28 protein-coding genes and 1 riboswitch are annotated in these 26616 nt (G+C 71.7%); of the genes, 9 read left to right on the top strand and 19 right to left on the bottom strand.

Annotated features, from left to right (window positions below; translation table 11 throughout):
• The first annotated feature begins 47 nt into the window (after positions 1-47).
• Positions 48-159: riboswitch (TPP riboswitch) on the top strand.
• The 3 genes from thiO to thiG all read left to right on the top strand — a co-directional run bounded on the left by thiO (position 152) and on the right by thiG (position 2312).
• Positions 152-1306, top strand: coding sequence for a glycine oxidase ThiO (gene thiO / locus N912_RS0124620; protein ID WP_028924478.1), 1155 nt, complete (start codon positions 152-154; stop codon positions 1304-1306). It overlaps the preceding riboswitch by 8 nt.
• Positions 1307-1309: 3 nt before the next feature.
• The gene (gene thiS / locus N912_RS0124615; RefSeq protein ID WP_028924477.1) at positions 1310-1510 is read left to right on the top strand and encodes a sulfur carrier protein ThiS; all 201 of its coding nucleotides are present in this window, start codon (positions 1310-1312) and stop codon (positions 1508-1510) included.
• A gap of 1 nt (position 1511) precedes the next feature.
• Positions 1512-2312 carry a thiazole synthase gene (gene thiG / locus N912_RS0124610; RefSeq protein WP_037066270.1) on the top strand — a complete coding sequence of 267 codons (801 nt, stop codon included), beginning with the start codon at positions 1512-1514 and terminating at the stop codon, positions 2310-2312.
• Positions 2313-2344: 32 nt separating this feature from the next.
• On the opposite strand, the gene N912_RS0124605 is transcribed toward thiG, so the two are convergent.
• Positions 2345-3166 (bottom strand): ion transporter, encoded by an 822-nt coding sequence (locus tag N912_RS0124605; RefSeq protein ID WP_245645410.1) that lies wholly within the window; start codon positions 3164-3166, stop codon positions 2345-2347.
• A gap of 63 nt (positions 3167-3229) precedes the next feature.
• A complete protein-coding gene (locus N912_RS0124600) occupies positions 3230-3682 on the bottom strand; it encodes a MarR family winged helix-turn-helix transcriptional regulator (RefSeq protein ID WP_028924474.1) in 453 nt (150 codons plus the stop codon).
• A gap of 135 nt (positions 3683-3817) precedes the next feature.
• On the opposite strand from N912_RS0124600, the gene N912_RS54410 reads away from it, so the two are divergent.
• Positions 3818-5614, top strand: coding sequence for an MFS transporter (locus N912_RS54410; RefSeq protein WP_084211157.1), 1797 nt, complete (start codon positions 3818-3820; stop codon positions 5612-5614).
• Positions 5615-5685: 71 nt separating this feature from the next.
• A complete protein-coding gene (locus N912_RS0124590; protein ID WP_028924473.1) occupies positions 5686-6525 on the top strand; it encodes a Gmad2 immunoglobulin-like domain-containing protein in 840 nt (279 codons plus the stop codon).
• Here the strand turns inward: N912_RS0124590 and N912_RS0124585 are convergent.
• The 6 genes from N912_RS0124585 to thiC are packed head-to-tail and all read right to left on the bottom strand — an operon-like array spanning position 6512 to position 10889.
• Positions 6512-7123 carry a hypothetical protein gene (locus tag N912_RS0124585; RefSeq protein WP_028924472.1) on the bottom strand — a complete coding sequence of 204 codons (612 nt, stop codon included), beginning with the start codon at positions 7121-7123 and terminating at the stop codon, positions 6512-6514. The two genes, N912_RS0124590 and N912_RS0124585, sit on opposite strands and share 14 nt — an antisense overlap.
• Positions 7120-7689 carry a gamma carbonic anhydrase family protein gene (locus N912_RS54405; RefSeq protein ID WP_051580720.1) on the bottom strand — a complete coding sequence of 190 codons (570 nt, stop codon included), beginning with the start codon at positions 7687-7689 and terminating at the stop codon, positions 7120-7122. The genes N912_RS0124585 and N912_RS54405 overlap by 4 nt, the downstream gene beginning before the upstream one ends.
• A 45-nt stretch (positions 7690-7734) precedes the next feature.
• Positions 7735-8136, bottom strand: a complete 402-nt coding sequence (locus N912_RS0124575; protein ID WP_028924471.1) for a type II toxin-antitoxin system VapC family toxin — start codon at positions 8134-8136, stop codon at positions 7735-7737.
• Complete coding sequence (locus tag N912_RS0124570; protein ID WP_028924470.1) at positions 8129-8368, bottom strand: hypothetical protein; 240 nt, start codon at positions 8366-8368, stop codon at positions 8129-8131. The genes N912_RS0124575 and N912_RS0124570 overlap by 8 nt, the downstream gene beginning before the upstream one ends.
• A gap of 21 nt (positions 8369-8389) precedes the next feature.
• Positions 8390-9235 (bottom strand): bifunctional hydroxymethylpyrimidine kinase/phosphomethylpyrimidine kinase, encoded by an 846-nt coding sequence (thiD, locus tag N912_RS0124565; protein WP_028924469.1) that lies wholly within the window; start codon positions 9233-9235, stop codon positions 8390-8392.
• A gap of 1 nt (position 9236) precedes the next feature.
• Positions 9237-10889, bottom strand: a complete 1653-nt coding sequence (thiC, locus tag N912_RS0124560) for a phosphomethylpyrimidine synthase ThiC (RefSeq protein WP_028924468.1) — start codon at positions 10887-10889, stop codon at positions 9237-9239.
• Between the two features lie 210 nt (positions 10890-11099).
• Between thiC and N912_RS0124555 the strand changes: the two genes are divergently transcribed.
• Positions 11100-11633 carry a Uma2 family endonuclease gene (locus N912_RS0124555; RefSeq protein ID WP_425415311.1) on the top strand — a complete coding sequence of 178 codons (534 nt, stop codon included), beginning with the start codon at positions 11100-11102 and terminating at the stop codon, positions 11631-11633.
• A gap of 31 nt (positions 11634-11664) precedes the next feature.
• A complete protein-coding gene (locus tag N912_RS0124550; protein ID WP_028924466.1) occupies positions 11665-12261 on the top strand; it encodes a Uma2 family endonuclease in 597 nt (198 codons plus the stop codon).
• Here the strand turns inward: N912_RS0124550 and clpB are convergent.
• From clpB to N912_RS54400, 3 genes are all read right to left on the bottom strand, one after another.
• Positions 12258-14861, bottom strand: coding sequence for an ATP-dependent chaperone ClpB (gene clpB / locus N912_RS0124545; protein WP_028924465.1), 2604 nt, complete (start codon positions 14859-14861; stop codon positions 12258-12260). The two genes, N912_RS0124550 and clpB, sit on opposite strands and share 4 nt — an antisense overlap.
• Before the next feature lie 158 nt (positions 14862-15019).
• Positions 15020-15814, bottom strand: coding sequence for an SAM-dependent methyltransferase (locus N912_RS0124540; RefSeq protein ID WP_245645408.1), 795 nt, complete (start codon positions 15812-15814; stop codon positions 15020-15022).
• A gap of 23 nt (positions 15815-15837) precedes the next feature.
• On the bottom strand, positions 15838-16716 hold the full coding sequence (locus N912_RS54400) for a pyridoxamine 5'-phosphate oxidase family protein (protein ID WP_245645407.1): 879 nt from the start codon (positions 16714-16716) through the stop codon (positions 15838-15840).
• 388 nt (positions 16717-17104) lie between these two features.
• Between N912_RS54400 and N912_RS0124530 the strand changes: the two genes are divergently transcribed.
• Positions 17105-18271 (top strand): globin domain-containing protein, encoded by a 1167-nt coding sequence (locus tag N912_RS0124530; protein WP_245645406.1) that lies wholly within the window; start codon positions 17105-17107, stop codon positions 18269-18271.
• On the opposite strand, the gene N912_RS0124525 is transcribed toward N912_RS0124530, so the two are convergent.
• Complete coding sequence (locus tag N912_RS0124525) at positions 18247-20061, bottom strand: choline/carnitine O-acyltransferase (protein WP_156993956.1); 1815 nt, start codon at positions 20059-20061, stop codon at positions 18247-18249. The genes N912_RS0124530 and N912_RS0124525 overlap by 25 nt on opposite strands.
• Before the next feature lie 75 nt (positions 20062-20136).
• On the opposite strand from N912_RS0124525, the gene N912_RS0124520 reads away from it, so the two are divergent.
• Positions 20137-21000, top strand: a complete 864-nt coding sequence (locus N912_RS0124520) for a HalD/BesD family halogenase (protein WP_028924461.1) — start codon at positions 20137-20139, stop codon at positions 20998-21000.
• A gap of 59 nt (positions 21001-21059) precedes the next feature.
• Here N912_RS0124520 and N912_RS0124515 read toward each other — a convergent pair whose 3' ends face one another.
• The 7 genes from N912_RS0124515 to N912_RS54395 all read right to left on the bottom strand — a co-directional run bounded on the left by N912_RS0124515 (position 21060) and on the right by N912_RS54395 (position 26615).
• Entirely contained in the window at positions 21060-21500 is a 441-nt protein-coding gene (locus tag N912_RS0124515) for a heat shock protein transcriptional repressor HspR (RefSeq protein ID WP_028924460.1), read from the bottom strand.
• 21 nt (positions 21501-21521) lie between these two features.
• Entirely contained in the window at positions 21522-22715 is a 1194-nt protein-coding gene (dnaJ, locus tag N912_RS0124510; RefSeq protein ID WP_028924459.1) for a molecular chaperone DnaJ, read from the bottom strand.
• A gap of 18 nt (positions 22716-22733) precedes the next feature.
• Positions 22734-23375: a nucleotide exchange factor GrpE gene (gene grpE / locus N912_RS0124505; protein WP_245645404.1), complete on the bottom strand. Its 642-nt coding sequence runs from the start codon at positions 23373-23375 to the stop codon at positions 22734-22736.
• A gap of 62 nt (positions 23376-23437) precedes the next feature.
• Positions 23438-25315: a molecular chaperone DnaK gene (gene dnaK, locus N912_RS0124500; protein ID WP_028924457.1), complete on the bottom strand. Its 1878-nt coding sequence runs from the start codon at positions 25313-25315 to the stop codon at positions 23438-23440.
• Between the two features lie 149 nt (positions 25316-25464).
• Positions 25465-25866 carry a type II toxin-antitoxin system VapC family toxin gene (locus N912_RS0124495; RefSeq protein ID WP_028924456.1) on the bottom strand — a complete coding sequence of 134 codons (402 nt, stop codon included), beginning with the start codon at positions 25864-25866 and terminating at the stop codon, positions 25465-25467.
• On the bottom strand, positions 25850-26092 hold the full coding sequence (locus N912_RS0124490) for a type II toxin-antitoxin system CcdA family antitoxin (protein ID WP_028924455.1): 243 nt from the start codon (positions 26090-26092) through the stop codon (positions 25850-25852). The genes N912_RS0124495 and N912_RS0124490 overlap by 17 nt, the downstream gene beginning before the upstream one ends.
• Positions 26093-26114: 22 nt before the next feature.
• Positions 26115-26615 (bottom strand): hypothetical protein, encoded by a 501-nt coding sequence (locus N912_RS54395; RefSeq protein ID WP_064745373.1) that lies wholly within the window; start codon positions 26613-26615, stop codon positions 26115-26117.
• Position 26616: the final 1 nt, after the last annotated feature.

Genomic DNA, 26616 nt, shown 5'->3' with positions numbered 1-26616 from the left:
AAATCTCATGTCCGCACCCGCGCGGGCGCCGGGGCGTAAACTGGGGTGTGGTTACGCACGGGAGCCCGACTCGCAGCGGGCTGAGAGGGGACTGTCGCGGTCCCGACCGTCGAACCTGATCCGGGTCATGCCGGCGCAGGGAGCGGGAGTGATGACAGGAAACCAAGCACCAAGTCCAGGCAGGCTCGCGATCGTCGGCGCGGGCGTGATCGGCATGAGCTGCGCGTGGCGCGCCGCCCGGGCCGGCTGGGGGGTCGACGTGGTCGATCCGGCGCCGGCCAGCGGGGCGTCCTGGGTCGCCGGGGGGATGCTCGCGGCGGTCACCGAGGCGTGGCCGGGCGAGGAGGCCCTGCTGGAGCTGGACAGCGCCTCGCTGCGCGGCTGGCCCGAGTTCGCCGCCGAGCTGACCGAGGCCGCCGGTGCCCCGGCCGGGCTGCGCACCGAGGGGACCGTCGTGGTCGCCGCGGCCGCCGGGGACCGGGCCGAGCTCGACGACGTGGCCGGCTTCCTGGCCAGGCTCGGACGCCAGGTGGACCGGCTGACCGCCCGCGAGCTGCGCGCGCTGGAGCCGGCCATCGGCCCTGACGTGCGGGGCGGGCTGTCCGTGCCGGGCGACCTCGCGGTGGACAACCGCGCGCTGCTGTCCGCGCTGCGGGCCGCCGGCGAGAAGGCCGGCGCGCGGTTCGTCACGCGTCGAGCGGCACGAGTGACCGACGGACCGGCCGTCGAGCTGGACGACGGGAGCACGCTGGCAGCGGACGCCGTGCTGGTCGCCGCCGGCGCGCACTCCGCGAGCCTGCACCCCGCGCTGGACGGCCTCATCCGCCCGGTCAAGGGCGAGATCCTGCGGTTGCGACACCGCCGTGGCGCGCTGCCCCCGCCGGGCCGCACGGTGCGCGCGGTGGTGGACGGCCGGCCGGTGTACCTGGTGCCGCGCGACGGCGGCGGGCTGGTGCTCGGCGCGACCCAGTACGAGGCCGGGTTCGACACCGAGCCGATGGTCGCCGGGGTCCGCGACCTGCTCCGCGACGCCGAGCGGGTGGTCCCGGCCATCGCGGAGTATGCGCTGGTGGAGACCGCGGCCGGGCTGCGGCCGGGCAGCCCGGACAACCTGCCGCTGCTGGGCTGGCTGGGCCCGAAAGCGCCAGGGGTGATGGTGGCCACCGGGCATCACCGCAACGGCATGCTGCTCGCCCCGCTCACCGCCGGCGCGGTGCTCGCGCTGCTGTCCGGCGACCCGGTACCGCAACCGGTAGCGGCCGCCGACCCGGCCAGGCTGCTCACCGAGACGACCGTCAGGAGGTAACCGATGCGAGTCTGGATCAACGGTGACCCGCACGACGTGCCCGAGCCGGCCACCGTGGCCGACGCGCTGGCCGCGATGGGCGCACCCGCGGCCGGGGTGGCCGTCGCCGTCGACGGCGAGGTGGTGCCGAGGGCCGGCTGGTCCGAGCGCCGGCTGGCCGCCGAGGCCCGCATCGAGGTACTGACCGCCGTGCAAGGAGGCTGAGTTGGGAACCACCGAGACCACCTGGGGCACCGCCGAGAACGACGAGCCCCTGGTCGTGGGCGGCCACAAGATCGCATCACGACTGATCATGGGTACCGGGGGCGCACACAACCTGGCGGTGCTGGAGCGCGCGCTGGTCGCGTCCGGAACCGCGCTGACCACCGTGGCCATGCGCCGCATCGACGCCGCCACCGGCACCGGCGTGCTCGACCTGCTCCGCCAGCTCGACATCCAGACGCTGCCCAACACCGCCGGCTGCCGCACCGCCGCCGACGCGGTGCTGACCGCCCGGCTGGCCCGCGAGGCGCTGGACACCGACCTGGTCAAGCTCGAGGTGATCGCCGACGAGCGCACCCTGCTGCCGGACCCGATCGAGCTGCTGGACGCCGCCGAACAGCTCGTGTCCGACGGCTTCACCGTGCTGCCCTACACCAACGACGACCCGGTCCTGGCCCGCAAGCTGGAACAGGCCGGCTGCGCGGCCGTGATGCCCCTCGGCTCGCCCATCGGCACCGGCCTGGGCATCCGCAACCCGCACAACATCGAGATGATCGTCCAGGCGGCCAGCGTACCGGTGATCCTGGATGCCGGCATCGGCACCGCCTCCGAGGCCGCCGAGGCCATGGAGCTCGGCTGCGACGCCGTGCTCCTGGCCACCGCCGTGACCCGCGCCGGCGACCCCGAACGCATGGCGCACGCCATGAAGCTCGCGGTAGAGGCCGGCCGCGCCGCCCGCCTCGCCGGCCGCATCCCCCGCCGCTACTGGGCCCAGGCCTCCAGCCCGGCCGTGGACAACCCGTGAGTGGTTAGCGTTGTCATAGCAACGCTAACCACTCACGGGTCGCGAACCGGCACCCCCCGGAGGGCGGCGACCTCGGCGCGGAGTTCGCGGAGTTCGGCCAGGATCTCGCGGTTGGCGATCTGCTCCTCGGCGGCGTGCGCGGCCTCCTCGGCGCGGGACTCGGCCATCACTTGGCCCTCCATGGCGCTGACCACCACCGCGATGAACAGGTTCAGCACCATGAACGACGACACCAGGATGTAGATCACGAAGAAGATCCAGGCCAGCGGCACCTTCTCCATCAGCTCGCGGGCGACGTCCGGCCAGCCCTCCCCGGTCATGGTCTGGAACAGGGTGAACAGGGTGTGGCCGAGGGTGCCGAAGTACTCAGGGGCGGCCGCGCCGAACAGCTTGGTGCCGATCACGGCGGCCACGTAGATGATCAGGGACAGCAGCGCGGCGATGGACGCCATGCCGGGCAGCGCGGCGAGCAGGCCGCCGACCACCCGGCGCATGCTCGGGACCACCGAGATCAGCCGCAGCGCCCGCAGGATCCGCAGCGCCCGCAGCACGGCGAACTCCCCGGTCACCGGCAGCAGGGCGATCGCGACGATCACGAAGTCGAACACGCTCCACGGGTCGCGGAAGAACCGCCAGCCGTGCGCGTAGAGCCGCAGCCCCAGCTCGACCACGAAGATCACCAGCACGGCCCTGTCGACCAGGAACAGCAGCCAGCCGAGGTCGTCGGCCAGCGCCGCCCAGGTCTCCAGGCCCAGGGTGATCGCGTTCACCACGATCACGGCGATGATGGCGTGTTGGAACCTCGGACGCTCGACGAACTCGCGGACGCGGGCACGGTTCAGAGAAGCCGTCACGCGCTGCGATGTTAGCCGCCGGCCAGGGTGCAACGGTTCAGCGACGGCCGGTTGTGAGCAACCTCAGAACGTGTCCAGGTCGGAGTTGAGGCGGACCAGGCCGGCGACGAGGTCGGCGAGCTCCTCGGTGCTCCACCCGTCCAGCCGGCCGCGCCACTCGACGCGCCGGGCGGCGGTGGCGGCGGTGAGCCGGTGCCGTCCGTCCGGGGACGGGCGGAGCAGGAACGCGCGCCCGTCCAGCGGGTCCGGGTCGCGGTGCACCAGCCCGAGCCGGATCAGCGTGGACACGTGCCGGCTCATCGTCGACTTGTCCAGCCCGAACTCCTCGGCCAGCTCGTTGAGCCGCACCGGCGCGGCCTGCGCGATCACCAGGAGCACGGCGTAGCTGCCGGCGTCCATCTCCGGGTGCACCCGGGAGGCGAAGCTGCGCAGGAACCGCCGCGACCGCCGGTGGAACAACCCGAGCTGCTCCTCCAGGCGGTCGACCTGGGCCTCACGGGTGGCGTCCCACGTCACGCCGCGACTGTAGAGGACAACGGGTGCAACGTGCGGCTCCGCGCTCGAACGTGAGGTGTCGCTCAACGGGGTGGTGATCGTTGTGTTCTACAACTAATATGTTTGGCGAACTAACGACCTAGCAGGGGGACGTGCATGCCCGAGAGCGCCACCGAACGACCCGCCTCGTCTCCGCGTCGATGGTCGAGGGACCATCCCGGCTACAAGTGGGTGGCGCTGTCCAACACCACGGTGGGCATGCTGCTGGCCACCATCAACTCCTCGATCGTGCTGATCTCGCTGCCGGCCATCTTCCGGGGTATCGGCCTGGACCCGCTCGCGCCCGGCAACATCAGCTACCTGCTGTGGATGATCATGGGGTTCATGCTGGTGTCCGCCGTGCTGGTGGTCACGCTGGGCCGGCTGGGCGACATGTACGGGCGGGTCAAGATCTACAGCCTTGGCTTCGTGGTGTTCGCGCTGTCCTCGGTGGCGCTCGCGCTGGAGCCGTTCGACGGCGGCGCGGGCGCGCTGTGGCTGATCGGCTGGCGGGTGGTGCAGGGCATCGGCGGCGCCATGCTGTTCGCCAACTCCACGGCGATCCTGACCGACGCGTTCCCGGCGCACCAGCGGGGCATGGCGCTGGGCACGAACCAGGTGGCCGCGATCGCGGGTTCGTTCCTCGGGCTGGTGGTGGGCGGGGTGCTCGCGGAGTGGCACTGGCGCGCGGTGTTCTGGGTGAGCGTGCCGATCGCGGTGGTCGGCGCGCTGTGGTCGTACCGCTCGCTGCACGAGCTGGGCCAGCGCAGGGCCGGCAAGCTGGACTGGCCGGGCAACCTCGCGTTCGCGGTCGGGCTGGGCGTGCTGTTGGCGGGGATCGTGTACGGCATCAACCCGTACGGCGGGCACCCGACGGGTTGGACGAACCCGTGGGTGCTGGCCGGGGTGATCGGCGGGGTGGCGATCCTGGTGGCGTTCTGCGTGCTGGAGACCCGCGTGCGCGAGCCGATGTTTCATATCGAGCTGTTCCGGGACCGGTTGTTCGCGCTGAGCAGCGTCGCGGGGCTGATGGCGTCCATCGGCCGGGGCGGGCTGCAGTTCATGCTGATCATCTGGTTGCAGGGGATCTGGCTGCCGCTGCACGGCTACGACTTCGAGTCCACGCCGCTGTGGGCGGGGATCTACCTGCTGCCGCTGACCATCGGCTTCCTGATCTCCGGGCCGGTGTGCGGGGCGCTGTCCGACCGGTTCGGGATCCGGGCGTTCGCCACCGGCGGGCTGCTCATCGTGGCGGCCACCATGGTCGGGCTGATGGTGATCCCGGTGGACTTCCCGTTCTGGCTGTTCGCGCTGCTGCTGGTGCTCAACGGCGTCGGCTCCGGGATGTTCAGCTCGCCGAACACGTCGGCGATGATGGGCGCGGTGCCGGCCGGCCAGCGGGGTGCGGCATCGGGGATGCGGGCCACGTTCTTCAACTCCGGCGGGGCGCTGTCGATCGGGGTGTTCTTCACGTTCATGGTGGTCGGGCTGGCCAGCACGCTGCCCACCACGTTGCGCGCCGGGCTGACCGCCCAGGGCGTGCCGGACGCGGTCGCCGGGCAGGTGGCCGGGCTGCCGCCGGTGGGCAGCCTGTTCGCGGCGTTCCTGGGCTACAACCCGATCCACGAGCTGCTCGCGCCCAGCGGCGTGCTCGCGCACCTGCCGCCGGGCGCCGTGGCGACGCTGACCGGCAAGGAGTTCTTCCCCCGGCTGATCTCCGGGCCCTTCCAGCACGGGCTGTTCGAGGCGTTCCTGGCCGCGCTGGTGCTCACCCTGATCGGCGCGCTGGCCTCGGCGCTGCAGGGCAGGGAGAAGGACTTCGAGGACACCCGGCCCGGCGCCAAGCTCGCGGCGGTGACCCCTCGCACGGCCTCGCGTCCGGCGGGCCGGGTCGACGAGCACGGCGCCGCATAGCCGTCACCTGGCTGTGTCACCCCGCGGCCTGCCTGCGCCGCGAGGCCGGGCCGGTCGGGTACACCTGGGACATGCGTCGGCACTGCACCCTGGTGGCCGGGCTTCTCGTGGCCGGGCTGCTGGCCGGGTGCGGCGGTCACCGGAGCGATCCGCCGGCGGGCACGACGCCGAGCCCCGCCCCACCCTCCTCGGCCGCGCCGGCCGGTGAGGCGGTGCCCGTCTACTACGTGATGGGCGCGCGGCTGTACCGGGAGTTCCACTCGGTGCGCGCCGACCCCGACCCCGGCACGGCCGCCGTCCGCGAGCTGCTCGCCCGCGACACCGGTGACGACCCTGACTACCGCTCGGCATGGCCGGCCGGCTGGACGTTGCGCGCGCCCGTCCAGCATGCCGCCAAGGTGATCACCGTGGACCTCTCGCCCCCGGCGGCCGGCGGGGGCGCGAACCCGACCGCTGAGCTGGCCCGGCTGGGCGCGCAGCAGCTGGTGTACACCGTGCAGGGCGCGCTCGGCTCCACGGACCCGGTGCGGATCCTGCTCGACGGGCGGCGCGCCGAGAAGCTGTGGGGCCAGGTGCCGATCTCCGCGCCCGTCGAGCGGGCCGACCCGCATGCCGTCCGCGCCCCGGTACAGATCGACAACCCGGCGAACGGGCTGGTGGTCGGCCGCACGGTCCGGGTCAGCGGCGAGGCGGCCACCTTCGAGGCGAACGTGACCTGGCAGGTGCTCGAGGGCGACACGGTGGTCCGGCACGGGGCCGCCACCGCCGGCGAGGCGTTCACGCTCACCCCGTACTCGTTCACCGTGACACTGGAGCCCGGCGTCTACACCGTGCGGGTGGCCGAGGAGGACGTCTCCGACGGCGAGGGGCGCCCGCCGTTCTCCGACACCAAGACGATCACCGTCCGGTGAGGCGGGGCGAGCGCAGGCCCAGGCGGCGCAGCTCCAGGGCGGCCAGGCCGCGCATCACCTCCGGGTCGGCCCGCCGCCAGCCGGCCGCCGGATCGTCGGCCACCGTGCGCAGCCGGCGCACCGGCACCCGGGTCAGCGCGCGCAGCGCCAGCAGGTCGGCGTCGTGTTCCCTGCTGGCCACCGCTGCCCCGGCCGACCGGGCGTAGTGCACCCGCAGCGGCAGCCACAGCGTCAGCGGCGGCAACACCCCGACGATCACGATCAGCACCGCGGTCCAGGCGGCCACCGTGCTGACCAGTTCGAGCTGCTGCTGGCCGGAGCCGGTGAGCGAGCGGCCGGCCGCCTCACCGGCGCGCAACGCCTCGGCCAGCTGCTCACCGACCAGCGGCATTTTGGCGGCGGTGCGCGCGGCCCCGGCGAACGTGTCGCCCACCGTGCCACCCGCGTCGACCAGCCCGGACGCCGGCGCCCGCAGCCGCAGCACCAGCTCGCGGGCCTGGTAGGCCAGCCACCCGAACCCGGCCAGCCAGCCCGCGGCGAGCCCGTCCGCCAACAGCTGCCGGACGCACCGGCCGGGCAGCTCGGCGTAGAACCTCATCGCGGCGGCACGCCGTCGGTGGCCTCGGCGTTCACGGACGAGGACGGCTCGACCGGCACGATCCCGGCCCGGTGCCGCACGGCCAGCTCGCGGTAGATGCCCGGGATGGAACGCACCCACCAGCCGGCCGACTCGGTCAGCGGCCCGCGCACGGTGGCCGGCGCGCCGAGGGCCAGCTGCCCGTCCGGGACCACCGTGTTCGGCGCCACCAGCGCGCCGGCCCCGACCAGGCAACGGTCCCCGATCCGGACGCCGTCCTGCACGGTGGCCCCGTTGCCGATCACCGACTCGGTCCCGATCACGCAGTTGTGCACCACGCACAGGTGTCCGATGGTGCTGCCCGGGCCGACGACCACCGGGTCCTCTGCGCCGTGCAGCACCGAGTTGTCCTGCACGTTCGCGCCGGCGCGCACGATGATCGGGCCGAAGTCGCCGCGCAGCACGGCCCCGTACCAGACCGACGCCTCCGCCTCCACCCGAACGTCACCGATCAGGGTCGCGGTGGGCGCGATCCAGGCCGACCCGTCGACGGTGGGAGCGGTGCCTTCGAACGCGAACTGTGGCACCCGCCTATTCGACCACGCCGGACACCTCGGCGCGCGCCCGACCGCTCAGGCGACCAGTTCGACCTCACAGCTCAGCCCCGGCGCCTTGGACAGCCGAACGTCCGAGGTGAGCAGCGGCAGCTCCAGCACGGTGGCGAGCGCGACGTAGAGCCCGTCGTAGAAGCTGATCGTGTGCCGGATCTCCCACGCCAACTCGGCGAATCGGCCGGTGTGTGGGTAACGCTCGTCGATCACCCTGGGCAATGCCGCAAGCGCCGTCCGGGCTTCGTCCTCGTCGATCTTTCCAACGCGCTCGGCACGACGGAGCACGTTGCCAACCTCGGCGTCCAACAGATGCGGCGCGTGGCACGTCGCGGTCGTCATCCGTTGCCGGATGACGCGTCCGAGCGTGCCGTTGTCGATCAGCCCCTTGACGGCGGCCGAAGCGTCAACGACGAACTCAGTCACCTCGAATCTCGCGGATGGTGTCGACGATCCACTCGGTACTAGGGCCGGGACCTTCCTGCCGGTCCAGAACCTCCTGCACCGCGGTCATCGCCTCGGTCTTCTCCCGGCGCCGCCGGATCTGCGCGATGAGCTGGTCCCTCAGGTACTCCTCCAGCGGCGAGCCGACCAACTCCGCACGGACTCGGTAGGCCTCGGCGACATCCTCGGGGAGGTCGGCGAGCTCGATAGACATGACCTCACTGTATCGCCGTCGTCACACGGGTTCGGTGCTGATCCGCCAGAGCTGGGAGACCGGGCCGTGGCCGGCGCCGAGCGAGAACGCGTTCCGCACCGCCTCGACGATGTAGCGCTTGCCGAACGCCACCGCCTCCGGCGGGGTCATGCCGCGCGCGAGCCCGGACGCGATGGCCGCCGCCATGGTGTCGCCGCCGCCGTGCGTGTTGCCGGTCTCGAACCGAGGGCCCGGCAGCTCGGTGAACGAGTGCCCGTCGTAGAGCAGGTCCACGCAGTCGTCGGTGTCCTCACGCAGGTGGCCGCCCTTGACCAGGACGAACCGGGGGCCCAGCGCGTGCAGCACCTTGGCCGCCTCGTACTGCGCCGCCCGGTCGTGCACGTCGATGTCGATCAGCAGCCGCACCTCGTCCAGGTTCGGCGTGATCACCGTGGCGCGCGGGAACAGCAGCGTGCGGAACGCCTCCAGCGCGGAGTCCGCGAGCAGCTGGTCGCCGTGCATGGACGCGGCCACCGGATCGATCACGAGCGGGGTTCTCCCCGTCGCGCCGATGCCCGCGTCGTCGCAGGCCTCCGCCACGGCGGTGATGATCTCCGCCGAGGCCAGCATGCCGGTCTTGGCCGCGCGCAGCTCGATGTCGGCGGCCACCGAGGCGATCTGGGCGGCCACCGTCTCCGGCGGGATCGGGTGGAAGTCGGTCACGCCCACGGTGTTCTGGACGGTCACCGCGCACACGGCGACGCACCCGTGCACCCCGCAGGTGGCGAAGGTGCGCAGGTCGGCCGCGACCCCCGCACCCCCGCCGGAGTCGGTCCCCGCGATGGTCATCGCGGCCGGCGGGGTCACCCCAACCGGTTGAAGCGGCATGTCAGTCTCCAGCTATCGGAAGGTAGATCCGCTCGCCCTGCTCGACGAACTCGTGCGCCTTCTCGTCCATACCCGCCTCGATGGCCTCCACGCTGGTGAGACCGTGCTTCTCGGCGTACTCGCGGACGTCCTGGGTGATCTTCATGGAGCAGAACTTGGGGCCGCACATGGAGCAGAAGTGCGCGGTCTTGGCCGGCTCGGCGGGCAGCGTCTCGTCGTGGAAGCTCCGCGCGGTGTCCGGGTCCAGCGACAGGTTGAACTGGTCCTCCCAGCGGAACTCGAACCGCGCCTGGCTCAGCGCGTCGTCGCGGGACTGCGCGTGCGGGTGCTCCTTGGCCAGGTCGGCGGAGTGCGCGGCGATCTTGTAGGTGATCACGCCGGTCTTCACGTCGTCCCGGTTGGGCAGGCCGAGGTGCTCCTTGGGCGTGACGTAGCAGAGCATCGCGGTGCCGTGCTGCGCGATGATCGACGCGCCGATCGCGCTGGTAATGTGATCATAAGCGGGCGCAATATCGGTGGCCAGCGGGCCGAGGGTGTAGAACGGCGCCTCGCCGCACCACTCCTCCTCCAGCCGGACGTTCTCCGCGATCTTGTGCATCGGCACGTGGCCGGGGCCTTCGATCATGACCTGCACGTCGCGGGAGCGCGCGAGGTGGGTCAGCTCGCCCAGGGTGCGCAGCTCGGCCAGCTGCGGCTCGTCGTTGGCGTCCGCGATCGAGCCCGGCCGCAGCCCGTCACCCAGCGAGAACGTCACGTCGTAGGTGCGCAGGATCTCGCAGAGCTCCTCGAAGTTCGTGTAGAGGAAGCTCTCCCGGTGGTGCGCGAGGCACCAGGCCGCCATGATCGACCCGCCCCGGGACACGATGCCGGTGACCCGCTTGGCGGTCAGCGGCACGTAGCGCAGCAGTACGCCGGCGTGCACCGTCATGTAGTCGACGCCCTGCTCGCACTGCTCGATCACGGTGTCCCGGTAGACCTCCCAGGACAGCTTCGCCGGGTCGCCCTTGACCTTCTCCAGCGCCTGGTAGATCGGCACCGTGCCGATCGGCACCGGGGAGTTGCGCAGGATCCACTCCCGCGTCTCGTGGATGTTCTTGCCGGTGGACAGGTCCATCACGTTGTCCGCGCCCCACCGGGTGGCCCAGACCATCTTCTCCACCTCCTCCTCGATGGAGGAGGTCACGGCGGAGTTGCCGATGTTCGCATTGATCTTGACCAGGAACTTCTTGCCGATGATCATCGGCTCGGACTCGGGGTGGCGGCGGTTGGACGGGATCACCGCGCGGCCGCGCGCGACCTCGTCACGGACCAGTTCGGTGTCCACGCCCTCGCGCAGGGCGATGAACCGCATCTCCGGGGTGACGATCCCGGCCTTCGCCCAGGCCAGCTGGGTGGCGGCGCCGTCGATCGGCTCGCGCGCGTCGATCCACGCCTGGCGGAGCTTCGGCAGGCCGGCTCGGACGTCGACGGTCGCGGTGTCGTCGGTGTACGGGCCGGAGGTGTCGTACAGGTCGAAGTGCTCGCCGTTGGTCAGGTCGACCCGTCGCACCGGCACCCGGATGCCGTCCGGTCCGTCCACGTAGACCTTGCGCGAGCCCTGGATGGGTCCGGTGGTGACGGTGGGCGTGACCGTACGGTCGTCGAGCGCTGTCATGGCGATTCCTCCCTACGCCGGCATTACCCGGTCAGGTTCGTGCGGTCGGCGACACCGGGGTGCGCAGATGCACCCAGTCGCCCTCTCAGCCCGCTAGCGGCGCGAGCTCCCGCGATCTGAAGTTGAGCCTTGACCGTAACTCGCGCTCCGCCATCCCGCCAGTTCTTGTCGGTCCCCTCGGCCATGCTTGGCGGTATGCGCGCAGCGCCTGTGGAAGTGCCGACGGGGTTGTTGACGGTCGCGGAGTACGCCGCGCTGGGTGAGGTCGAGCCGGGGTACACCGAGCTGGTCGAGGGCCGGCTGTTGTTCTGCCCGAGCTCCTCGCTGGACCACAACGTGGCCTCGTCCCAGCTCGCGATGGCGATCTACACCGCGCTGCCGCCCGGGCTGGAGGTGCTGGTCAACACCGACCTCGACCTCGGGTTGGCGTCGGCCGGGGAGCCCGGCACGGTCCGCCGGCCGGACATCATGGTGATCAGGGCGGGCGCGCGCCGCCGGGTGCGCGACGAGGGCCGCCTGCTCCGGGCGGCGGACGCGGTGCTGGTCGTGGAGGTCGTCACGCCCGAGTCGGAGCGCACCGACCGGATCCACAAGCGCACCGACTATGCCGACGCCGCCATCCCGCACTACTGGATCGTGGACATCTCCGGCACGGTCTCGGTCACCGCCGAGCACACGGTGACCGGCACCTTCCGCACCACCGAGCCGTTCGCGTTCGAACTGGACCTCTCGCGCCTGACCTGAACCGTCGGGGCACCGTGCCACACTTGCCGACATGACCGCCGCGCCGCTCGGACCACCGGAGCAATGGCCCCGCCGGCTGCTCACCGTCGCCGAGTACCTGGAGCTCGGCGAAACCGAATATCGAACCGAACTGGTTGAAGGACAGCTGATGATGGCCCCTCGCCCAGTGCCGAAGCACATGGAGGCCTCACACGTCCTGCTGGCCGCTATCCGAGCGGCATTGCCCCAAGGCTATCGGGCGCTTGCGGAGATCGATCTGAACCTCGAGCTGGCGCCGCCTGACAAGCCCGGATTCGTGCGCGCGCCGGACATCACGGTGGCTCGGGCCGAGGCGATGCGGCAGGTGGATCAGGGAGGCGGCGCAGTGCGCGCGTCTGATGTCCTGCTCGTCGCCGAGATCATCTCACCCGGATCTGGCCGGATGGATCGACGAATCAAACGCGAGGAGTACGCCGACGCCGGCATCCCGCACTACTGGATCGTCGACCTTTCCGACCCAATCAGCATGCTTGTCTGTCACCTCGCCGGCGAACTGGGATACGCCGACGACGGCGAGGTGACAGACACGTTCCGCACTACCAAGCCGTTCCCGTTCGAGCTCGATCTGGCCAGCCTCGCCTACGACTAGCTGACCCCGCGCCCCACGGTCAGGCCGGAGGCGGTGTCCAGCATCGAGCCGTTCAGGTCCACCCGCACGGTGTCGCCGTCGGAGATCTCGCCGGCCAGCAGCGCCTTCGCCAGCTGGTCACCGATCGCGGACTGCACCAGCCGGCGCAGCGGCCGCGCCCCGTACACCGGGTCGAAGCCGTTGATGGCCAGCCACTCGCGGGCGCCCTCGGAGACGTCCAGGGTGAGCCGCCGCGCGGACAGCCGCCGCCCGAGCAGCCCGAGCTGGATGTCTACGATCGACGTCAGCTCCTCGGTGGACAGCGCGTGGAACACCACGATGTCGTCCAGCCGGTTCAGGAACTCGGGCTTGAAGTGGGTACGGACGGTCGCCAGGACCGCGTCCTTGCGCTCCGTCTCGTCCAGGCCGGCGTCGGCCAGCGCCTGCGAGCCCAGGTTCGAGGTGAGCACCAGGATGGTGTTGCGGAAGTCCACCGTCCGGCCCTGGCCGTCGGTGAGCCGGCCGTCGTCGAGCACGGCGAGCAGCACGTCGAACACGTCGGGGTGGGCCTTCTCCACCTCGTCGAGCAGGACCACGGAGTAGGGGCGGCGGCGGACCGCCTCGGTGAGCTGGCCGCCCTGGTCGTAGCCCACATACCCGGGCGGGGCGCCGACCAGCCGGGCCACGCTGTGCTTCTCCGAGTACTCGGACATGTCGATGCGGATCATCGCCCGCTCGTCGTCGAACAGGAACTCCGCCAGCGCCTTGGCCAGCTCGGTCTTGCCCACGCCGGTCGGGCCGAGGAACAGGAACGAGCCGGTCGGGCGGTTCGGGTCGGCCACCCCGGCGCGCGCCCGGCGCACCGCGTCCGCGACGGCCCGCACCGCCTCGCCCTGGCCGATCACCCGCTTGCCGAGCTCGTCCTCCATGCGCAGCAGCTTGGCGGTCTCGCCCTCCAGGAGCCGGCCGGCCGGGATGCCCGTCCAGGCGGAGACCACGTCGGCCACGTCGTCGGGACCGACCTCCTCCTTGAGCATCAGCTCTTCCTTCTTGGCGGACAGCTCGGTGGCGGCGGCCAGCTCCTTCTCCAGCTGCGGGATCTTGCCGTAGCGCAGCTCGGCGGCCCTGCCGAGGTCGCCGTCCCGCTCGGCCCGCTCGGACTCGCCGCGCAGCGTCTCCAGCTGCTCCTTGAGCTCCCGGGAGGACTCGATGGCGGTCTTCTCGTTCTGCCAGCGGGCGGTCAGCGCGGACAGCGCCTCCCGCTTCTCGGCCAGCTCGGCGCGCAGCGAGGACAGCCGCTGGGCCGAGGCCGGGTCGTCCTCCTTGGCCAGCGCCATCTCCTCGATCTCCAGGCGGCGCACCGCGCGCTCCACCTCGTCGATCTCCACCGGCCGCGAGTCGATCTCCATCCGGAGCCGGGACGCGGCCTCGTCGACCAGGTCGATCGCCTTGTCCGGCAGGAACCGCGCGGTGATGTACCGGTCGGAGAGAGTGGCGGCGGCGACCAGCGCGGTGTCGGTGATCCGCACGCCGTGGTGCACCTCGTAGCGCTCCTTGAGCCCGCGCAGGATGCCGATGGTGTCCTCCACTGACGGCTCGCCGACCAGCACCTGCTGGAACCGCCGCTCCAGCGCCGGGTCCTTCTCGATGCGCTGGCGGTACTCGTCCAGAGTGGTCGCACCGACCATGCGCAGTTCACCGCGCGCGAGCATCGGCTTGATCATGTTGCCGGCGTCCATGGCACCCTCGCCGGTCGCGCCGGCGCCGACGATGGTGTGCAGCTCGTCGATGAACGTGATGACCTGGCCGGCGCTCTCGGTGATCTCCTTGAGCACGGCCTTGAGCCGCTCCTCGAACTCGCCCCGGTACTTCGCGCCGGCCACCATCGAGCCCAGGTCCAGCGCGACCACCCGCTTGCCGCGCAGCGACTCCGGCACGTCGCCGGCCACGATCCGCTGGGCCAGGCCCTCCACGATCGCCGTCTTGCCCACGCCGGGCTCGCCGATCAGCACCGGATTGTTCTTGGTCCGCCGGGACAGCACCTGCACCACGCGGCGGATCTCGGTGTCGCGCCCGATCACCGGGTCCAGGTCGCCGGCCTTGGCGCGCTCGGTGAGGTCGACGCCGTACTTCTCCAGCGCCTGGTAGGTCCCCTCCGGGTCCGGGCTCGTCACCCTGGACGAGCCGCGCACCTTGGTGAACGCCTCCTTGAGCGCGTCCGCCGTCGCCCCGTGCCGCTGCAGCAGCTGGCCGACCGGGTCACGGCCGTCGGCCAGCCCGACCAGCAGGTGCTCGGTGGAGACGTACTCGTCGCCCATCTCGGTGGCCAGGTTCTGCGCGGCGGTCAGCGCGGTGACCGCGTCGCGGTTGAGCTGCGGCGCGCTGACGGTGGCCCCGGCGGCGGACGGCAGGCGGTTGCCCAGCTGGGTCAGCTCGGCCCTGACCTGCGCCGGGTCGGCGCCGACGGCCTCCAGCAGCGGGGTGGTGATGCCGTCGGCCTGGGCCAGCAGCCCGCCGAGCAGGTGGGTGGGGCCGACGTCCGGGTTGCCGGCGAGGGTGGCCGCCTGAACCGCCGCGGACACGGCCTGCTGCGTCTTGGTGGTGGGGTTGAACGAGTCCATCCTCGCGGGTCCTCCGAGCAGTCTTTCGGGTGTCTCGCTAGACCTAACGTCAGAAAACTTGAGTCTGTTCCGCTCAAGTCAGTTTTCGGTTCGGCGCCTCATCGGTCAGTCTGCCCGGACCGTGATCAAATATGCTCGGTCCGGACGGGGTCGGCGTGTCAGGCCGCCGGCTTGCGGGCCACCGCGCCGTACGCGTCGACCAGGCCGACGCCGGTGTCCGGCTGGCGCCATTGGGAGATCGACACCACGCCCGGTTCGAGGACGTCCAGGCCCTCGTACAGCCGGGCGATCTCGTCGGGGGCGCGCAGGTTGTAGGGCACGGCCCCTGTCTTGTTGTAGTTCGCGGTGGCCCGGCGCCTGGCCTCGCTGGTGTTCGTGCTGTCCCAGTGCACCAGGTAGCTGCCGGGCACGGTGGCCGCCATGGTCCGGGCCACGATGGCGCGCGCCTGGTCCAGCTCGGGCACGTGCCCGAGGATGCCCATGTACAGCACGGTGATCGGCTCGTTGAAGTTGAGCACGTTGCGCGCGTCCGCGATCACGGCGTCCGGGTCGTGTGCGTCCGCGTCGAGGAAGACCGTCACGCCCTCGGGCGTGGTGTTGGTGAGCAGCGTGCGGGCGTGCTCCAGCACCAGCGGGTCGTTGTCGACGTACACGATCTTCGAGTCCGGCGCCACCGACTGCGCCACCTCGTGGGTGTTCTCCATGGTCGGCAGGCCGGTGCCGATGTCCAGGAACTGGCGGATCCCGCACTCGCCGGCGAGGTGCCGCACGGCCCTGATCAGGAACTGGCGTGACTGTTTGACCTGGAAGCCGATCGCCGGGTAGGTCGCCGCGAACGCGTCACCGGCGGCGCGGTCCACCGGATAGTTGTCCGTGCCGCCCATCCAGTAGTTCCAGATCTGCGCCGAGTGCGGTGTGTCGAAGCCGACCATCTCGCCACTCCCCCGTTCCACGGCCCCTCACCATGGCACGGACCTCAGGACCCGAGCCAGCGAAAACGTCGCCGGGGTGGCGGCGGAGCCGGCTTCGGCGCGGGCCGCAGCGGGCGGGCGGTCGCGGCCCCCGCCGGCAGGTGCGTGGTGGACGGGAACGGCCCACGCGGCGGACCGTCCGCCCGCTCCGCCGTGCCACCGTGCCCGTTCGCACCGCCACCGTGGCCGTTCGTATGGCCGCTCGTGCCGCCATGGCCGTTCGCCTCGGCCGCCCGTTCGGCTTTGGCGCCGAAGTAGTCACCGCCCTTGCGCGCGGGGTCGTCGGTCCCCCAGTCCCGCCGGTCGTGCACCCTCGCCATCCTCGGGATGTGCTTGCGGCAGTGGATGTACGCCTCCTCCACCTCGACCACGACCCACCGTTCGGCGCGCCGGCCCGGCGTGTCGTCGACGCCAAGGCCCGCGTGGGCCGCGCGCAGCTCCTCGTCCGCGACGATCCGCGCCCGCCCGTTCACGTGCAGCCCGATCAGGTCCCGCTCGAAGTCGACCATGAGCAGCCCGACGTGCGGGTTCTCGGTGATGTTGCCCAGGCTGGCGTGCACGCCGTTGCCCCGGTACTCCGGGTACGCCACGTGCCGCTCGTCGAGCACCTGGATGAACCCGGGCGGCCCGGCGCGCAGCGAGGCGTCGCACTCGCCGCCGGAGTCCGAGGTGGCCACGAACGCCATCTCCATCCGCCCCACGAACTCGACCATCGCCGGGAGCAGCCGGTCGCGCACCTGGTCGGCGTAGAACCGGGCGGCCCGGTCCTCGGTGTGGAAGGCGCACTGCAGCTCGTGCTCGCCGCGAGAGCCCGGCGACGACGGCCGGGGAACCGGGGACGGCCGGGGGGACGGCCGAGGCGTGGGCATCGGCGACGGGGCCACCGGCTGCGTGGTGGAGTCGGGTCCGCCGGACGCCGCGGTCGGTTCCCCACGAGGGGTGAATGTCGGCACGGCCGGCCGGGATGAGGAGACTGGCGGGCGGGCGCTCACCGAGGGTGACGTCAGGTAGCGCGTCGTGTCGAATGGCACACCCAACACGGTGCCATGCCGAGTCCGAGTCGTGACCTCCGGGTCGGTGAAGTAATACCCTCTGCGCTCAACGGCAAGGCGGGCTAATACCATCGGAGATCCGAACCCCCCGATCGAGTGAAGGGAACGGTGAACGGCGAGTGACTCGTTCTAAGGTCGCCCTGCCGGACATTCGCCCCCCGACGAACCGGCGCGACACCCCCGCGTCGCCGCTTCCCCAGGAGAGAGCCAGCCGCAGACGATGAGCGCCGAACCCCTGACCGACCTTCCGCCGGTACGGCCGACCCAGGCGCAAGCCTCCGAGATGGTGCACCTCATCCGGACCAGCTTCGCCGCGGTGGAGTCGCAAGCCGACGAGCTCTCCAAGCACTTCTACGCCGTGCTGTTCAACATGGCCCCGGAGACGCGCGAGCTGTTCCCGGCGAACATGCAGGTGCAGCGGAGCCGGCTGCTCCGGGCGCTGGTGCACGTGGTCCAGATGGTGGACCGACCGGACGAGCTCATCCCGTTCCTCACCCAGCTCGGCCGTGACCACCGCAAGTTCGGGGTGATCGCGAAGCACTACAACGCGGTCGGGACGGCGCTGCTCAGTGCGATCAAGACGTACGCCGGCGACGGCTGGACGCCGCTGGTCGCCGACGCCTGGACCGGCGCCTACCAGTACATCTCGCACGCCATGAGCGCGGCCGCCGAGGCCGAGCAGGGGCCGGCGTCCTGGCTGGCGCGGGTGGTGAACCACCGCAGGCTGAGCTGGGATGTGGCCATCGTCCAGGTGCAGACCGGTGCTCCCGTCCCGTACCGGGCCGGCCAGTACCTGAGCGTGGAGACGCCCCGCCGGCCCCGGCTGTGGCGCTACCTCTCGCCGGCCAACGCCCCCCGCGAGGACGGCATCATCGAGTTCCACGTGCGCTCGGTCGAGGGCGGCTGGGTGAGCCGGGCGATCGTGGCGCACACCGAGCGCGGCGACACCTGGCGGATCGGGCCGCCGATGGGGCGGATGAGCGTGGACCGCCAGTCCGGCCGCAACCAGCTGATGGTGGTCGGCGGCACCGGAGCGGCGCCGATCAAGGCGATCCTGGAGGAGATGGCCCAGTACGGGGAGAACCCGCTCACCAAGGTGTTCGTCGGCGGCCGCAACTGGGAGGAGCTCTACGACTTCGGCAGCCTGCGCCAGCTCTCGTACACCAACCCGTGGCTGAACGTGGTGCCGGTGGTGGAGGAGGACGACACCGGCCAGGGCGCCGAGCTGGGCACGCTACCCGACGTGGTCACCCGCTACGGCGCGTGGCAGGACCACGACGTGCTGGTCTGCGGCTCGCCGGGGATGATCCGGGCCACGGTGTCCCGCATGCTCGTCGCCGGGACACCGCTGGACCAGATCCACTACGACCCGTTCACCATGGACTGACGCAGCGCCACCAGCTCGGCGATCGCGCGGCGCAGCTCGTCGGCGAAGACGGCCATCTGGTCGGCCACCGGGCGCGGCGTGCTGAGGTAGATGTGCAGCCGGCCGGGCAGCAGCACGTACGCGACGCCGATGCACCGGCTGCTGGTGGACCCGAAGCCGAAGTACTCGATGTTGGTCGACGGCGCGGAGCTGGTGCTCAGGTAGTCGTCCCGCATGATCCGCCAGCCCGGTGAGGAGTAGAGCGCGAGCGGTTCGGTCACGCCCAGTTCGGCGCCTCGCCGGCGCGCGATCAGCTCCAGCTCCCACAGGTGCTGCTCGGGCGCCCGCCCCTGCTGGCAGTCCCTGGCCCGCGCGACGTGCGCTGCCGCGGCCGCCGCGAACGCCTCGTGGCGAGTGTCGGCGTCGTCGTCCTCCATCGCCGCGACGAACGCCACCGCCTCCGGGGTGACCACCCGCATCGCCTCGGTACGCCCGTGGCGCCACTGCCTGGTCGCGATGGACTCGTAGGTCGCGCCGAGCCGGCCCTTGGCGCGGTGGTGCGCGAGCTGGTAGGCCATCTGGACGAACGCGTCGGGCGACATGCCGAGGCGCTTGACGGTCTCGGCGCCGAAGTCGTCAAGGCGCACCACCGTCGAGGCGGTGTCGGCGACGAACCGGGCGAACGAGGCGTCGGCGTCGTGTATCGCCGCGCGCAGGCCGTCGTCCAGCGCGAACTCGACGAGCGCTGCGTCCGGGCGGCCTTCGGCGAGCCGCTCGGGGGGCTCGCCCTCGCCGGCCAGGATGGCGTCGACGAATGCGAGGATCGTGGTGCCGTCCAGCTCGCAGTGCTCGACGTTGATGCCCGCCCGGCCGTCCGCGAACACCACCAGCGACAGCGCCTTGTCGTACCACCTGTTGCCGCTGCCGCCGTGCAGCAGCTCGTCGCAGGCCTCCAGGTCGTCGCCGGGCGTGACATCGTCCAGGCACAGGCAGAACAGCGCGGTCTCCACCGCGTCCAGGGCGTCGGCGTTGGCCGGGTCGAGCGCGAGCAGCTCGGCGCGGCACCGGGCCCAGTCCGCGCGCGCGAGCGTCGTCAGGTGCCCGACCGACGGGCCGGCGGGCGCCTCCCGAGCGGTTTGTTGGGCCTGGCGCAGGGCGGCCGCGAGCGCCGGTTCGGGGTACGGGCGGCCGGCGGGATCCTGGACGTCCAGCCGCACCATCCGCCCGTTGACGAGCACCATGATGTGCCGCGCCCGAGACGGGCCGGGCGAGTCCTCGGTGTACGGCGCGCGCACCGTGTCCCGCTCGACGCCCGGGATGCGGGTGGTGGAGAACAGGTACTTGTACTGCTCCATCGTCTGCGGCCGGTCGCGCAGCACCACCGGGGGGACGCGCTCCTCGTCGAGCCGGAGCTTGAGCCGCACCGCCTCGGCCACCAGCCGCGCGGCCCGGTCGAGCTGGGTACTCGGGCCGGAGTCCGCGTCCTGGAACAGGAAGAAGAAGTTCGCGTTGAGCGCGATCCGGTCCCGCCGCCCGAGGTACCGGTACGGCCAGAACGTGTCCAACCAGCTGTGCACGCCCGGCTCGGCGTCATACCGCTCCAGCGCCGCCTGCAACGCCCCGGCCGGCCCCGCCCGGAACTCATCCACGGCCGCCCGGGTCTCGGCCAGCTCCTCCGCCGTCAGCAGCGGCGCGCACCAGTCCAGGAACCACTCGCAGCTGCTGTCCAGGTCCGGCAAGGGCACCCGAGGAAGCGAATCCTCGTTTCCGAACGTGCGCGTCGAGTAGTCTTGATCGCTGATCATCCTCATCCTGCCGTCCGACGGGCGCGCCCACGGGCCTTCGGCAAGGGAACGCGGGCCGCCCTCCAGCAGAAGGATCCCGCCGTGCCCCGAACTCGGGAGATCGACTCGCTGCTGAACACCGCCCGGTACCCGCTGACCAGGCCAGGCAGCGCGGAATGGCGGGACCTAGTTTTCCATGCCCGGCTGGCACTGCGCGAACGCGGCTGCGCGGTGCTGCCCGACTTCATCGCGCCGTCGCTGGTCGACACGCTGCGGACTGAGGGCGCGGCGATGGCCCGGTCCGCGCACCACATCGTGGAGACGGTGAACGCATACAACCTGCCGCTCGACGCCCCACTGCCGGCGGACCATCCCGGCTGCATCCGCGCGCGCCGGGGCAACGCGTTCGTGCCCAGGGACCGGATCCCGACCGACGCCGTGATCCACTCGCTGTACGTCCATCGGTCGTTCCAGCGGTTCGTCGCCGACTGCTTCGAGATGTCGCTGATCCACGAGCTCGCCGACCCGCTGGCCGGGCTGTGCCTCAACGTGGTGGCGCCCGGCGAGTCACACCCGTGGCACTTCGACACCAACGAGTACACGGTCAGCCTGCTGACCCAGCGGGCGGCGGACGGCGGCGTCTTCGAGTACTGCCCGAACATCCGGTCCGCCGACGAGGAGAACCTCGACACCGTGCGGTCCGTGCTGACCGGCTCGGGCGAGCACCTGGTCCACCGACTCGCCTTGCGCCCCGGCGACCTCCAGCTGTTCAAGGGTCGCTACGCGCTGCACCGGGTGACCGCGGTCGGGGGCGAGGCGGCGCGCCATACCGCGATCTTCGCCTACAGCGCCCGGCCCGGCGTGGTCGGCAGCGTCGAGCGAACCCGCCAGCTGTTCGGCCGGGTGCTGCCCGAGCACCTCGCGGCCGCGCGCCGCTCCGTGCGAGTCGACCAGTTGCTGGACTGACGCTCCGGTGTGCTGGAACGCGCGACTCGGTGTGCTGAGAGCCCCGACTCGCGGGCGGTTTACCTCCGGGGGCGCCAGACGGCGATGGCGGTTTCGCGGCGGACGGGGACCAGGTCGCGGCGGTAGGAGGCGTGCACGGTGGCCGCGGTCTGTTCGACGGCGGCGTGCGCGGCGGCGAGCTGCTCCACGAGCTCCGCCACCTGCTCACGCAGCTCGTCCACCGTCCGCTCCAGGTCGATGATCCGCTTGACGCCGGCGAGGTTGACGCCCTCGTCCTGGGACAGCCGCTGCACCTCACGCAGCAGCGCGATGTCCCGCGCCGAGTAGCGGCGGCCGCCACCGGCGGTGCGGCCCGGGCTGACCAGGCCGAGGCGGTCGTAGCCGCGCAGGGTCTGGGCGTGCAGGCCGGCCAGTTCGGCGGCCACCGAGATGACGAACACCGGGCTGTCCAGGTCGGTACCCGGCGGAAGCCCAGGCACGCGACCCTCGTGACTAACCATCGTTGATCACCTCATCGGAGACTACGGGAGCAGGCCGGCTCGCGGGTCGAAGGACTTGGTGGACTCAGCGTAGGTGCGCAGCGCGGCCTCCGCTTCCTCGTCCAGCTTCGGTGGGACGGCCACCTCGACGGTGACCAGCAGGTCGCCGACGGAGCCGTCGGCGCGCCGCACGCCGCGGCCCTTGACCCGGAAGGTCCGCCCGCTGGCGGTGCCGGCCGGCACCTTGAGGGTGACCTTCCCGTCCAGGGTCGGCACCGTGAGGGTGGCGCCGAGGGCCAGCTCCGGGTAGGTGACGGGCACCCGCAGCGTCAGGTCGTCCGGGTTGCGCTCGGAGCGGCCGAACCGCCGGTCCGGGTTGACGTGCACCAGCACGAACAGGTCGCCGGCGGGGGCGCCGCCGCGTCCGGGCTCGCCCTGGCCCTTGATCCGGATCTTCTTGCCGTCGGTCACGCCGGCCGGGATGCGCACGTTCAGGGTCCGGGTGTGCGGCCGGACGCCCTCGCCGCCGCAGTCCGGGCACGGGTCGTCGATGATCCGCCCGGTGCCCCGGCAGTCCCGGCACGGCTCGGAGAACGCGAACGCGCCCTGGTTGCGGGTGACCAGGCCGACCCCGGCGCAGGTCGGACAGGTCCGTGGCGTGCTGCCCACCCGCGCGCCGGTGCCGCCGCAGGTCTCGCAGCGGCCCTGGGTGGTCAGCCGCAGCGCCACGGTGGCACCGCGCACGGCATCGGAGAAGTCGAGCCGGATCTGGCTCTCCACGTCCGCGCCGCGCCGGGCCTGGGTGGACGCCCTGGTGCCGCCGGTGCGGCCGCCGCCGAACAACCCGCCGAACAGGTCGCCCAGCCCACCGCCGCCGCGCCCGGCGCCGGCGCCCGCGCCACCGGCCGCCCTGCCGAGCAGGTCGTCCAGGTTGAAGTCGCCGGCGGTGCCGAACCCGCCGCCGGGGCCGCCGAAGCCGCCCAGCCCACCGCCGCCGGTCCGGAACAGCCGCCGGGTCTCGTCGTACTGCCGGCGCTTGTCCTGGTCGGACAGCACGGAGTAGGCCTCGCCTACGGCCTTGAAGCGGGCCTCGGCCTTGGCGTCACCGGGGTTCTTGTCCGGGTGCAGGTCCCTGGCCAGCTTCCGGTACGCCTTCTTGATCTCGTCGGCCGAGGCGTCGGAGGAGACGCCCAGCTCGGCGTAGAAGTCCTTCTCGATCCAGTCCCGCTCGGTCACCGGGCGCCCCCTCCCCTCTCAGTTGTTGTCTCGGTTTTCGTTCTCGGCTCCGTTCCCCGGGAGAACGTCGTTGGGTAGGTCGGGCGCGTCGGGCTCGCGGTCGGTCACCATGACCATGGCGGGGCGGAGCACGCGCTCGCCGAGGCGGTAGCCCTTGCGGAGCACCATGGTGACCGTCGGCCCGGCCACCTCGGGCGAGGTGGCGTGCTGGACGGCCTCGTGCACGGCCGGGTCGAACGGGTCGCCGGTGGTGCCGAACGGCTCCAGCCCGACCCCCTTCAGCGCGTTGGCCAGCTTGTCCGCCACCGCCTTGAAGGCGCCGGTGAGGTCGCCGTGCGCGTCCGCCCTGTCCAGGTCGTCGAGCACGGTGAGCAGCTCGCCGACGACCTTGGCGCGGGCGGCCACCGTGATCGCCTCCCGGTCCCGGTCCACCCGGCGCCGGTAGTTGGCGTATTCGGCGCTGACCCGCTGCAGGTCGGCGGTGCGCTCGTCGAGCTGCGCGGCGAGCTCGGCCAGCTTCGTCTCCGCCGCCGGGTCGGCCCCGGCCGGCGGCTCCACGGGCGCGGCCCCCGGTGGCCCGCCCGGGCCGGAGTCCGCGGGCGCGGACTCCGGCTTGCGGACCTCGCCGGTCAGCGGGTCGATTCGTCGCCGGTCACGCACGACTACCCGCTCCGGCTCCGGACCGGGACCACCGGCCTCGTGATCGACAGAATTGGCGTCGGTCACTTCTTGTCCTTGCCCTTGTCATCCTCGTCCACGATCTCGGCGTCCACCACGTCGTCGGCCCCGGGCTGCTGGTCGGCACCGGGCTGCGCCCCGCCGGCCTGCGCACCACCGGCGGCACCGGCGTCGGCCCCCTGCTGCTGGTACAGCGCGGAGCCCAGCTTCTGCGACTCGGTGGCCAGCTTCTCCATGGCAGACTTGATCTTGTCCGTGTCGGTGCCCTTCAAGGCCTCCTGGGCCTCGCCGAGCGCCGCGTTCACGCCGTCCTTGACGTCGGCCGGGAGCTTCTCGTCGTTGTCCTTGACGAACTTCTCCGTCTGGTAGACCAGCGTCTCGGCCTGGTTGCGGACCTCGGCCTCCTCGCGGCGCTTCTTGTCCTCCTCGGCGTGCGCCTCGGCGTCGCGCATCATCCGGTCGATCTCGTCCTTGCCGAGGGCGGACCCGCCGGTGATCGTCATGGCCTGGCTCTTGCCGGTGCCGAGGTCCTTGGCGGAGACGTTCACGATGCCGTTCGCGTCGATGTCGAAGGACACCTCGATCTGCGGCACCCCGCGCGGGGCCGGCGGCAGGCCGGTCAGCTCGAACATGCCGAGCTTCTTGTTGTACGCGGCGATGTCCCGCTCGCCCTGGAACACCTGGATCTGCACCGACGGCTGGTTGTCGTCGGCGGTGGTGAAGATCTCCGAGCGCTTGGTCGGGATCGTGGTGTTCCGCTCGATGAGCTTGGTCATCACGCCGCCCTTGGTCTCGATGCCCAGGGACAGCGGGGTGACGTCGAGCAGCAGGACGTCCTTGACCTCGCCCTTCAGCACGCCTGCCTGCAGGGCGGCGCCGACCGCCACGACCTCGTCGGGGTTGACGCCCTTGTTCGGCTCCTTGCCGCCGGTCAGCTCCTTGACCAGCTCGGTCACCGCCGGCATCCGGGTGGACCCGCCGACCAGCACCACGTGGTCGATCTGGCTGACCGAGATGTTCGCGTCCTTGATCACCTGGTTGAACGGCGCCCTGGTGCGGTCCAGCAGGTCGGAGGTGATCCGCTGGAACTCCGCCCGGGACAGCGTCTCGTCCAGGAACAGCGGGTTCTTGTCCGCGTCCACGGTGATGTAGGGCAGGTTGATGGTCGCGCTGGACGAGCTGGACAGCTCGATCTTGGCCTTCTCGGCGGCCTCGCGCAGCCGCTGCATGGCCATCTTGTCCTTGGTCAGGTCGATGCCCTGCGCGGTCTTGAACTTGTCCACCAGCCAGCTGATGATCCGCTCGTCCCAGTCGTCACCGCCGAGGTGGTTGTCGCCGTTGGTCGCCTTGACCTCCACGACGCCCTCGCCGATCTCCAGCAGGGACACGTCGAAGGTGCCGCCGCCGAGGTCGAAGACCAGGATGGTCTGTTCCTTCTCGCCCTTGTCCAGGCCGTAGGCGAGCGCGGCCGCGGTCGGCTCGTTCACGATCCGCAGCACGTTCAGCCCGGCGATCTGGCCGGCCTCCTTGGTGGCCTGGCGCTGGGCGTCCTCGAAGTAGGCGGGGACGGTGATCACCGCGTCGGTGATGTCCTCGCCCAGGTACGCCTCGGCGTCGCGCTTGAGCTTCTGCAGCACCCGCGCGCTGATCTCCTGCGCGGTGTACTTCTTGCCGTCGATGTCCGGCGTGGTCCAGTCGCTGCCCATGTGCCGCTTGACCGACCGGATGGTGCGGTCGACGTTCGTCACGGCCTGGTTCTTCGCCGACTGGCCGGTGAGCACCTCACCGTTGCGCGCGAACGCGACGACCGACGGAGTGGTCCGGGACCCCTCCGAGTTGGCAATGACCGTCGGCTCGCCACCCTCGAGGACGGCGACGACGGAGTTCGTGGTCCCGAGGTCGATTCCGACCGCACGAGCCATAGTGGTTGTCCTCCATGCCTGTTACTGCCATGCTTGAGCTGCTGGCGCTCAAGTCTGGGCGAGCTCGTCGACCCGCCCCTTGAGCCTACTTCACTCAACCTTGTCCTTCTGCCCAACGGCGCGCCGTGCCCGGTTGTTCCCGGCGGCGGTCAGTCGGTGATGCCTTCCACGTCAGGGCAGGTCCGCGCGAGGCGAAGGTCGGTGGTGAGCAGCGGGACGTTCAGCTGGGCGGCCAGTTCCACGTACAGGGCGTCGGCCAACCGGAGCTGGTCCCTGCGCTTCCATGCGCCCCCGAGCAGGTCGACCAGCCCGTGCCGAGTGATGGGCAGGTCGACCAGGCGGGACACCCCGGTGCTCACGTCGGGGGCGGACAGGGCGCCCGCGCGGTGCAGGCGACCCAAGGCGGAGAGCACCTCGGCGTCCAGGTGCGCCGGGGTATGGAGCACGGTCCCGCGCAGGCGACGGAGGGCGGCGGGCGCCTTCGGCGTGCGGGCCAGCAGGTCCACCAGCACCGAGGCGTCCACCACGACTACGTCAGGATCGCTCGACATGCGCGCCTTCGAACTCGATCCTGGCCGCGTCCAGCGCCGCCATCGCGTCCTCGTGGGACGCCCGCCCGCCGTGGGCCGGCAGCGCCGCCAGCCAGTGGTCGGTGGCGCTGGCGTCGCGGCGCAGCTCGGCGGTGATCGCCGCCTGGGTGAGGGCGGAGACGTTCAAGCCGGCCGCGCGGGCCCGCCGCGCCAGATCGTCGGGGACGTACACGTTCAACCGAGCCATACACACATAGTACACATTTGTCTCACCACTGTCCTTCGTCGTGCTGATCGGGCGGGTTCGTCCCCGGGCCGCCGGCGCGGTCGTCGGCGGGGCGGGGTTCGACCCGGCCGGCGGACGGCGGTGGGATCGGGTCCACGACCGGCGCCAGCACGCGGCGGGTGTGCGGGTCGGGCACCGGGCGTTCGGTGGCGTCACGGAAGACCAGCTCGCCGTCGGCGTCCAGGTCGGCCACGTAGCCGGCGGAGGCGAGCTGCTGCTCGTCAAGGTCGGTGAGCAGCTCGCGGCGCAGCGGCACCACCCGGTACTCCGGCCAGTCCAACTCGCGGTAGGCGTCGTGCAGGTCCGCCAGCAGGTCGGTGAACACCTGCTGCCAGCGCAGCGGCATCGACTGGGCCAGCGAGCGCGGCACCACCAGGTAGTCCTCGGACGCCCCCGGGCAGGGCTGGTCCGCGTAGTCGCGCAGCGGGGTGGTGGACGCGGCGCCGTCCGGTTCGGTGAACAGCGGGGGTTGTTCACGCTTCATG

Source organism: Actinospineispora acaciae DSM 45401, assembly GCF_000620785.1.
In the GTDB taxonomy this organism is placed as follows: domain Bacteria; phylum Actinomycetota; class Actinomycetes; order Mycobacteriales; family Pseudonocardiaceae; genus Pseudonocardia; species Pseudonocardia acaciae.
The sequence above is the reverse complement of the archived record's forward strand: the minus strand, read 5'-3'. Positions and strand labels throughout refer to the sequence as shown.

What these genes read in the sequence shown, in the direction of transcription:
- thiO (WP_028924478.1), top strand. Translation starts at nt 152, where the DNA reads ATGACAGGAAACCAAGCACCAAGTCCAGGCAGGCTCGCGATCGTCGGC.
- thiS (WP_028924477.1), top strand. Translation starts at nt 1,310, where the DNA reads ATGCGAGTCTGGATCAACGGTGACCCGCACGACGTGCCCGAGCCGGCC.
- N912_RS54410 (WP_084211157.1), top strand. Translation starts at nt 3,818, where the DNA reads ATGCCCGAGAGCGCCACCGAACGACCCGCCTCGTCTCCGCGTCGATGG.
- N912_RS0124590 (WP_028924473.1), top strand. Translation starts at nt 5,686, where the DNA reads ATGCGTCGGCACTGCACCCTGGTGGCCGGGCTTCTCGTGGCCGGGCTG.
- N912_RS0124585 (WP_028924472.1), bottom strand. Translation starts at nt 7,123, where the DNA reads ATGAGGTTCTACGCCGAGCTGCCCGGCCGGTGCGTCCGGCAGCTGTTG.
- N912_RS0124570 (WP_028924470.1), bottom strand. Translation starts at nt 8,368, where the DNA reads ATGTCTATCGAGCTCGCCGACCTCCCCGAGGATGTCGCCGAGGCCTAC.
- thiD (WP_028924469.1), bottom strand. Translation starts at nt 9,235, where the DNA reads ATGCCGCTTCAACCGGTTGGGGTGACCCCGCCGGCCGCGATGACCATC.
- thiC (WP_028924468.1), bottom strand. Translation starts at nt 10,889, where the DNA reads ATGACAGCGCTCGACGACCGTACGGTCACGCCCACCGTCACCACCGGA.
- N912_RS0124550 (WP_028924466.1), top strand. Translation starts at nt 11,665, where the DNA reads ATGACCGCCGCGCCGCTCGGACCACCGGAGCAATGGCCCCGCCGGCTG.
- clpB (WP_028924465.1), bottom strand. Translation starts at nt 14,861, where the DNA reads ATGGACTCGTTCAACCCCACCACCAAGACGCAGCAGGCCGTGTCCGCG.
- N912_RS0124530 (WP_245645406.1), top strand. Translation starts at nt 17,105, where the DNA reads ATGAGCGCCGAACCCCTGACCGACCTTCCGCCGGTACGGCCGACCCAG.
- N912_RS0124525 (WP_156993956.1), bottom strand. Translation starts at nt 20,061, where the DNA reads ATGAGGATGATCAGCGATCAAGACTACTCGACGCGCACGTTCGGAAAC.
- N912_RS0124515 (WP_028924460.1), bottom strand. Translation starts at nt 21,500, where the DNA reads ATGGTTAGTCACGAGGGTCGCGTGCCTGGGCTTCCGCCGGGTACCGAC.
- dnaK (WP_028924457.1), bottom strand. Translation starts at nt 25,315, where the DNA reads ATGGCTCGTGCGGTCGGAATCGACCTCGGGACCACGAACTCCGTCGTC.
- N912_RS0124495 (WP_028924456.1), bottom strand. Translation starts at nt 25,866, where the DNA reads ATGTCGAGCGATCCTGACGTAGTCGTGGTGGACGCCTCGGTGCTGGTG.
- N912_RS0124490 (WP_028924455.1), bottom strand. Translation starts at nt 26,092, where the DNA reads ATGGCTCGGTTGAACGTGTACGTCCCCGACGATCTGGCGCGGCGGGCC.
- N912_RS54395 (WP_064745373.1), bottom strand. Translation starts at nt 26,615, where the DNA reads ATGAAGCGTGAACAACCCCCGCTGTTCACCGAACCGGACGGCGCCGCG.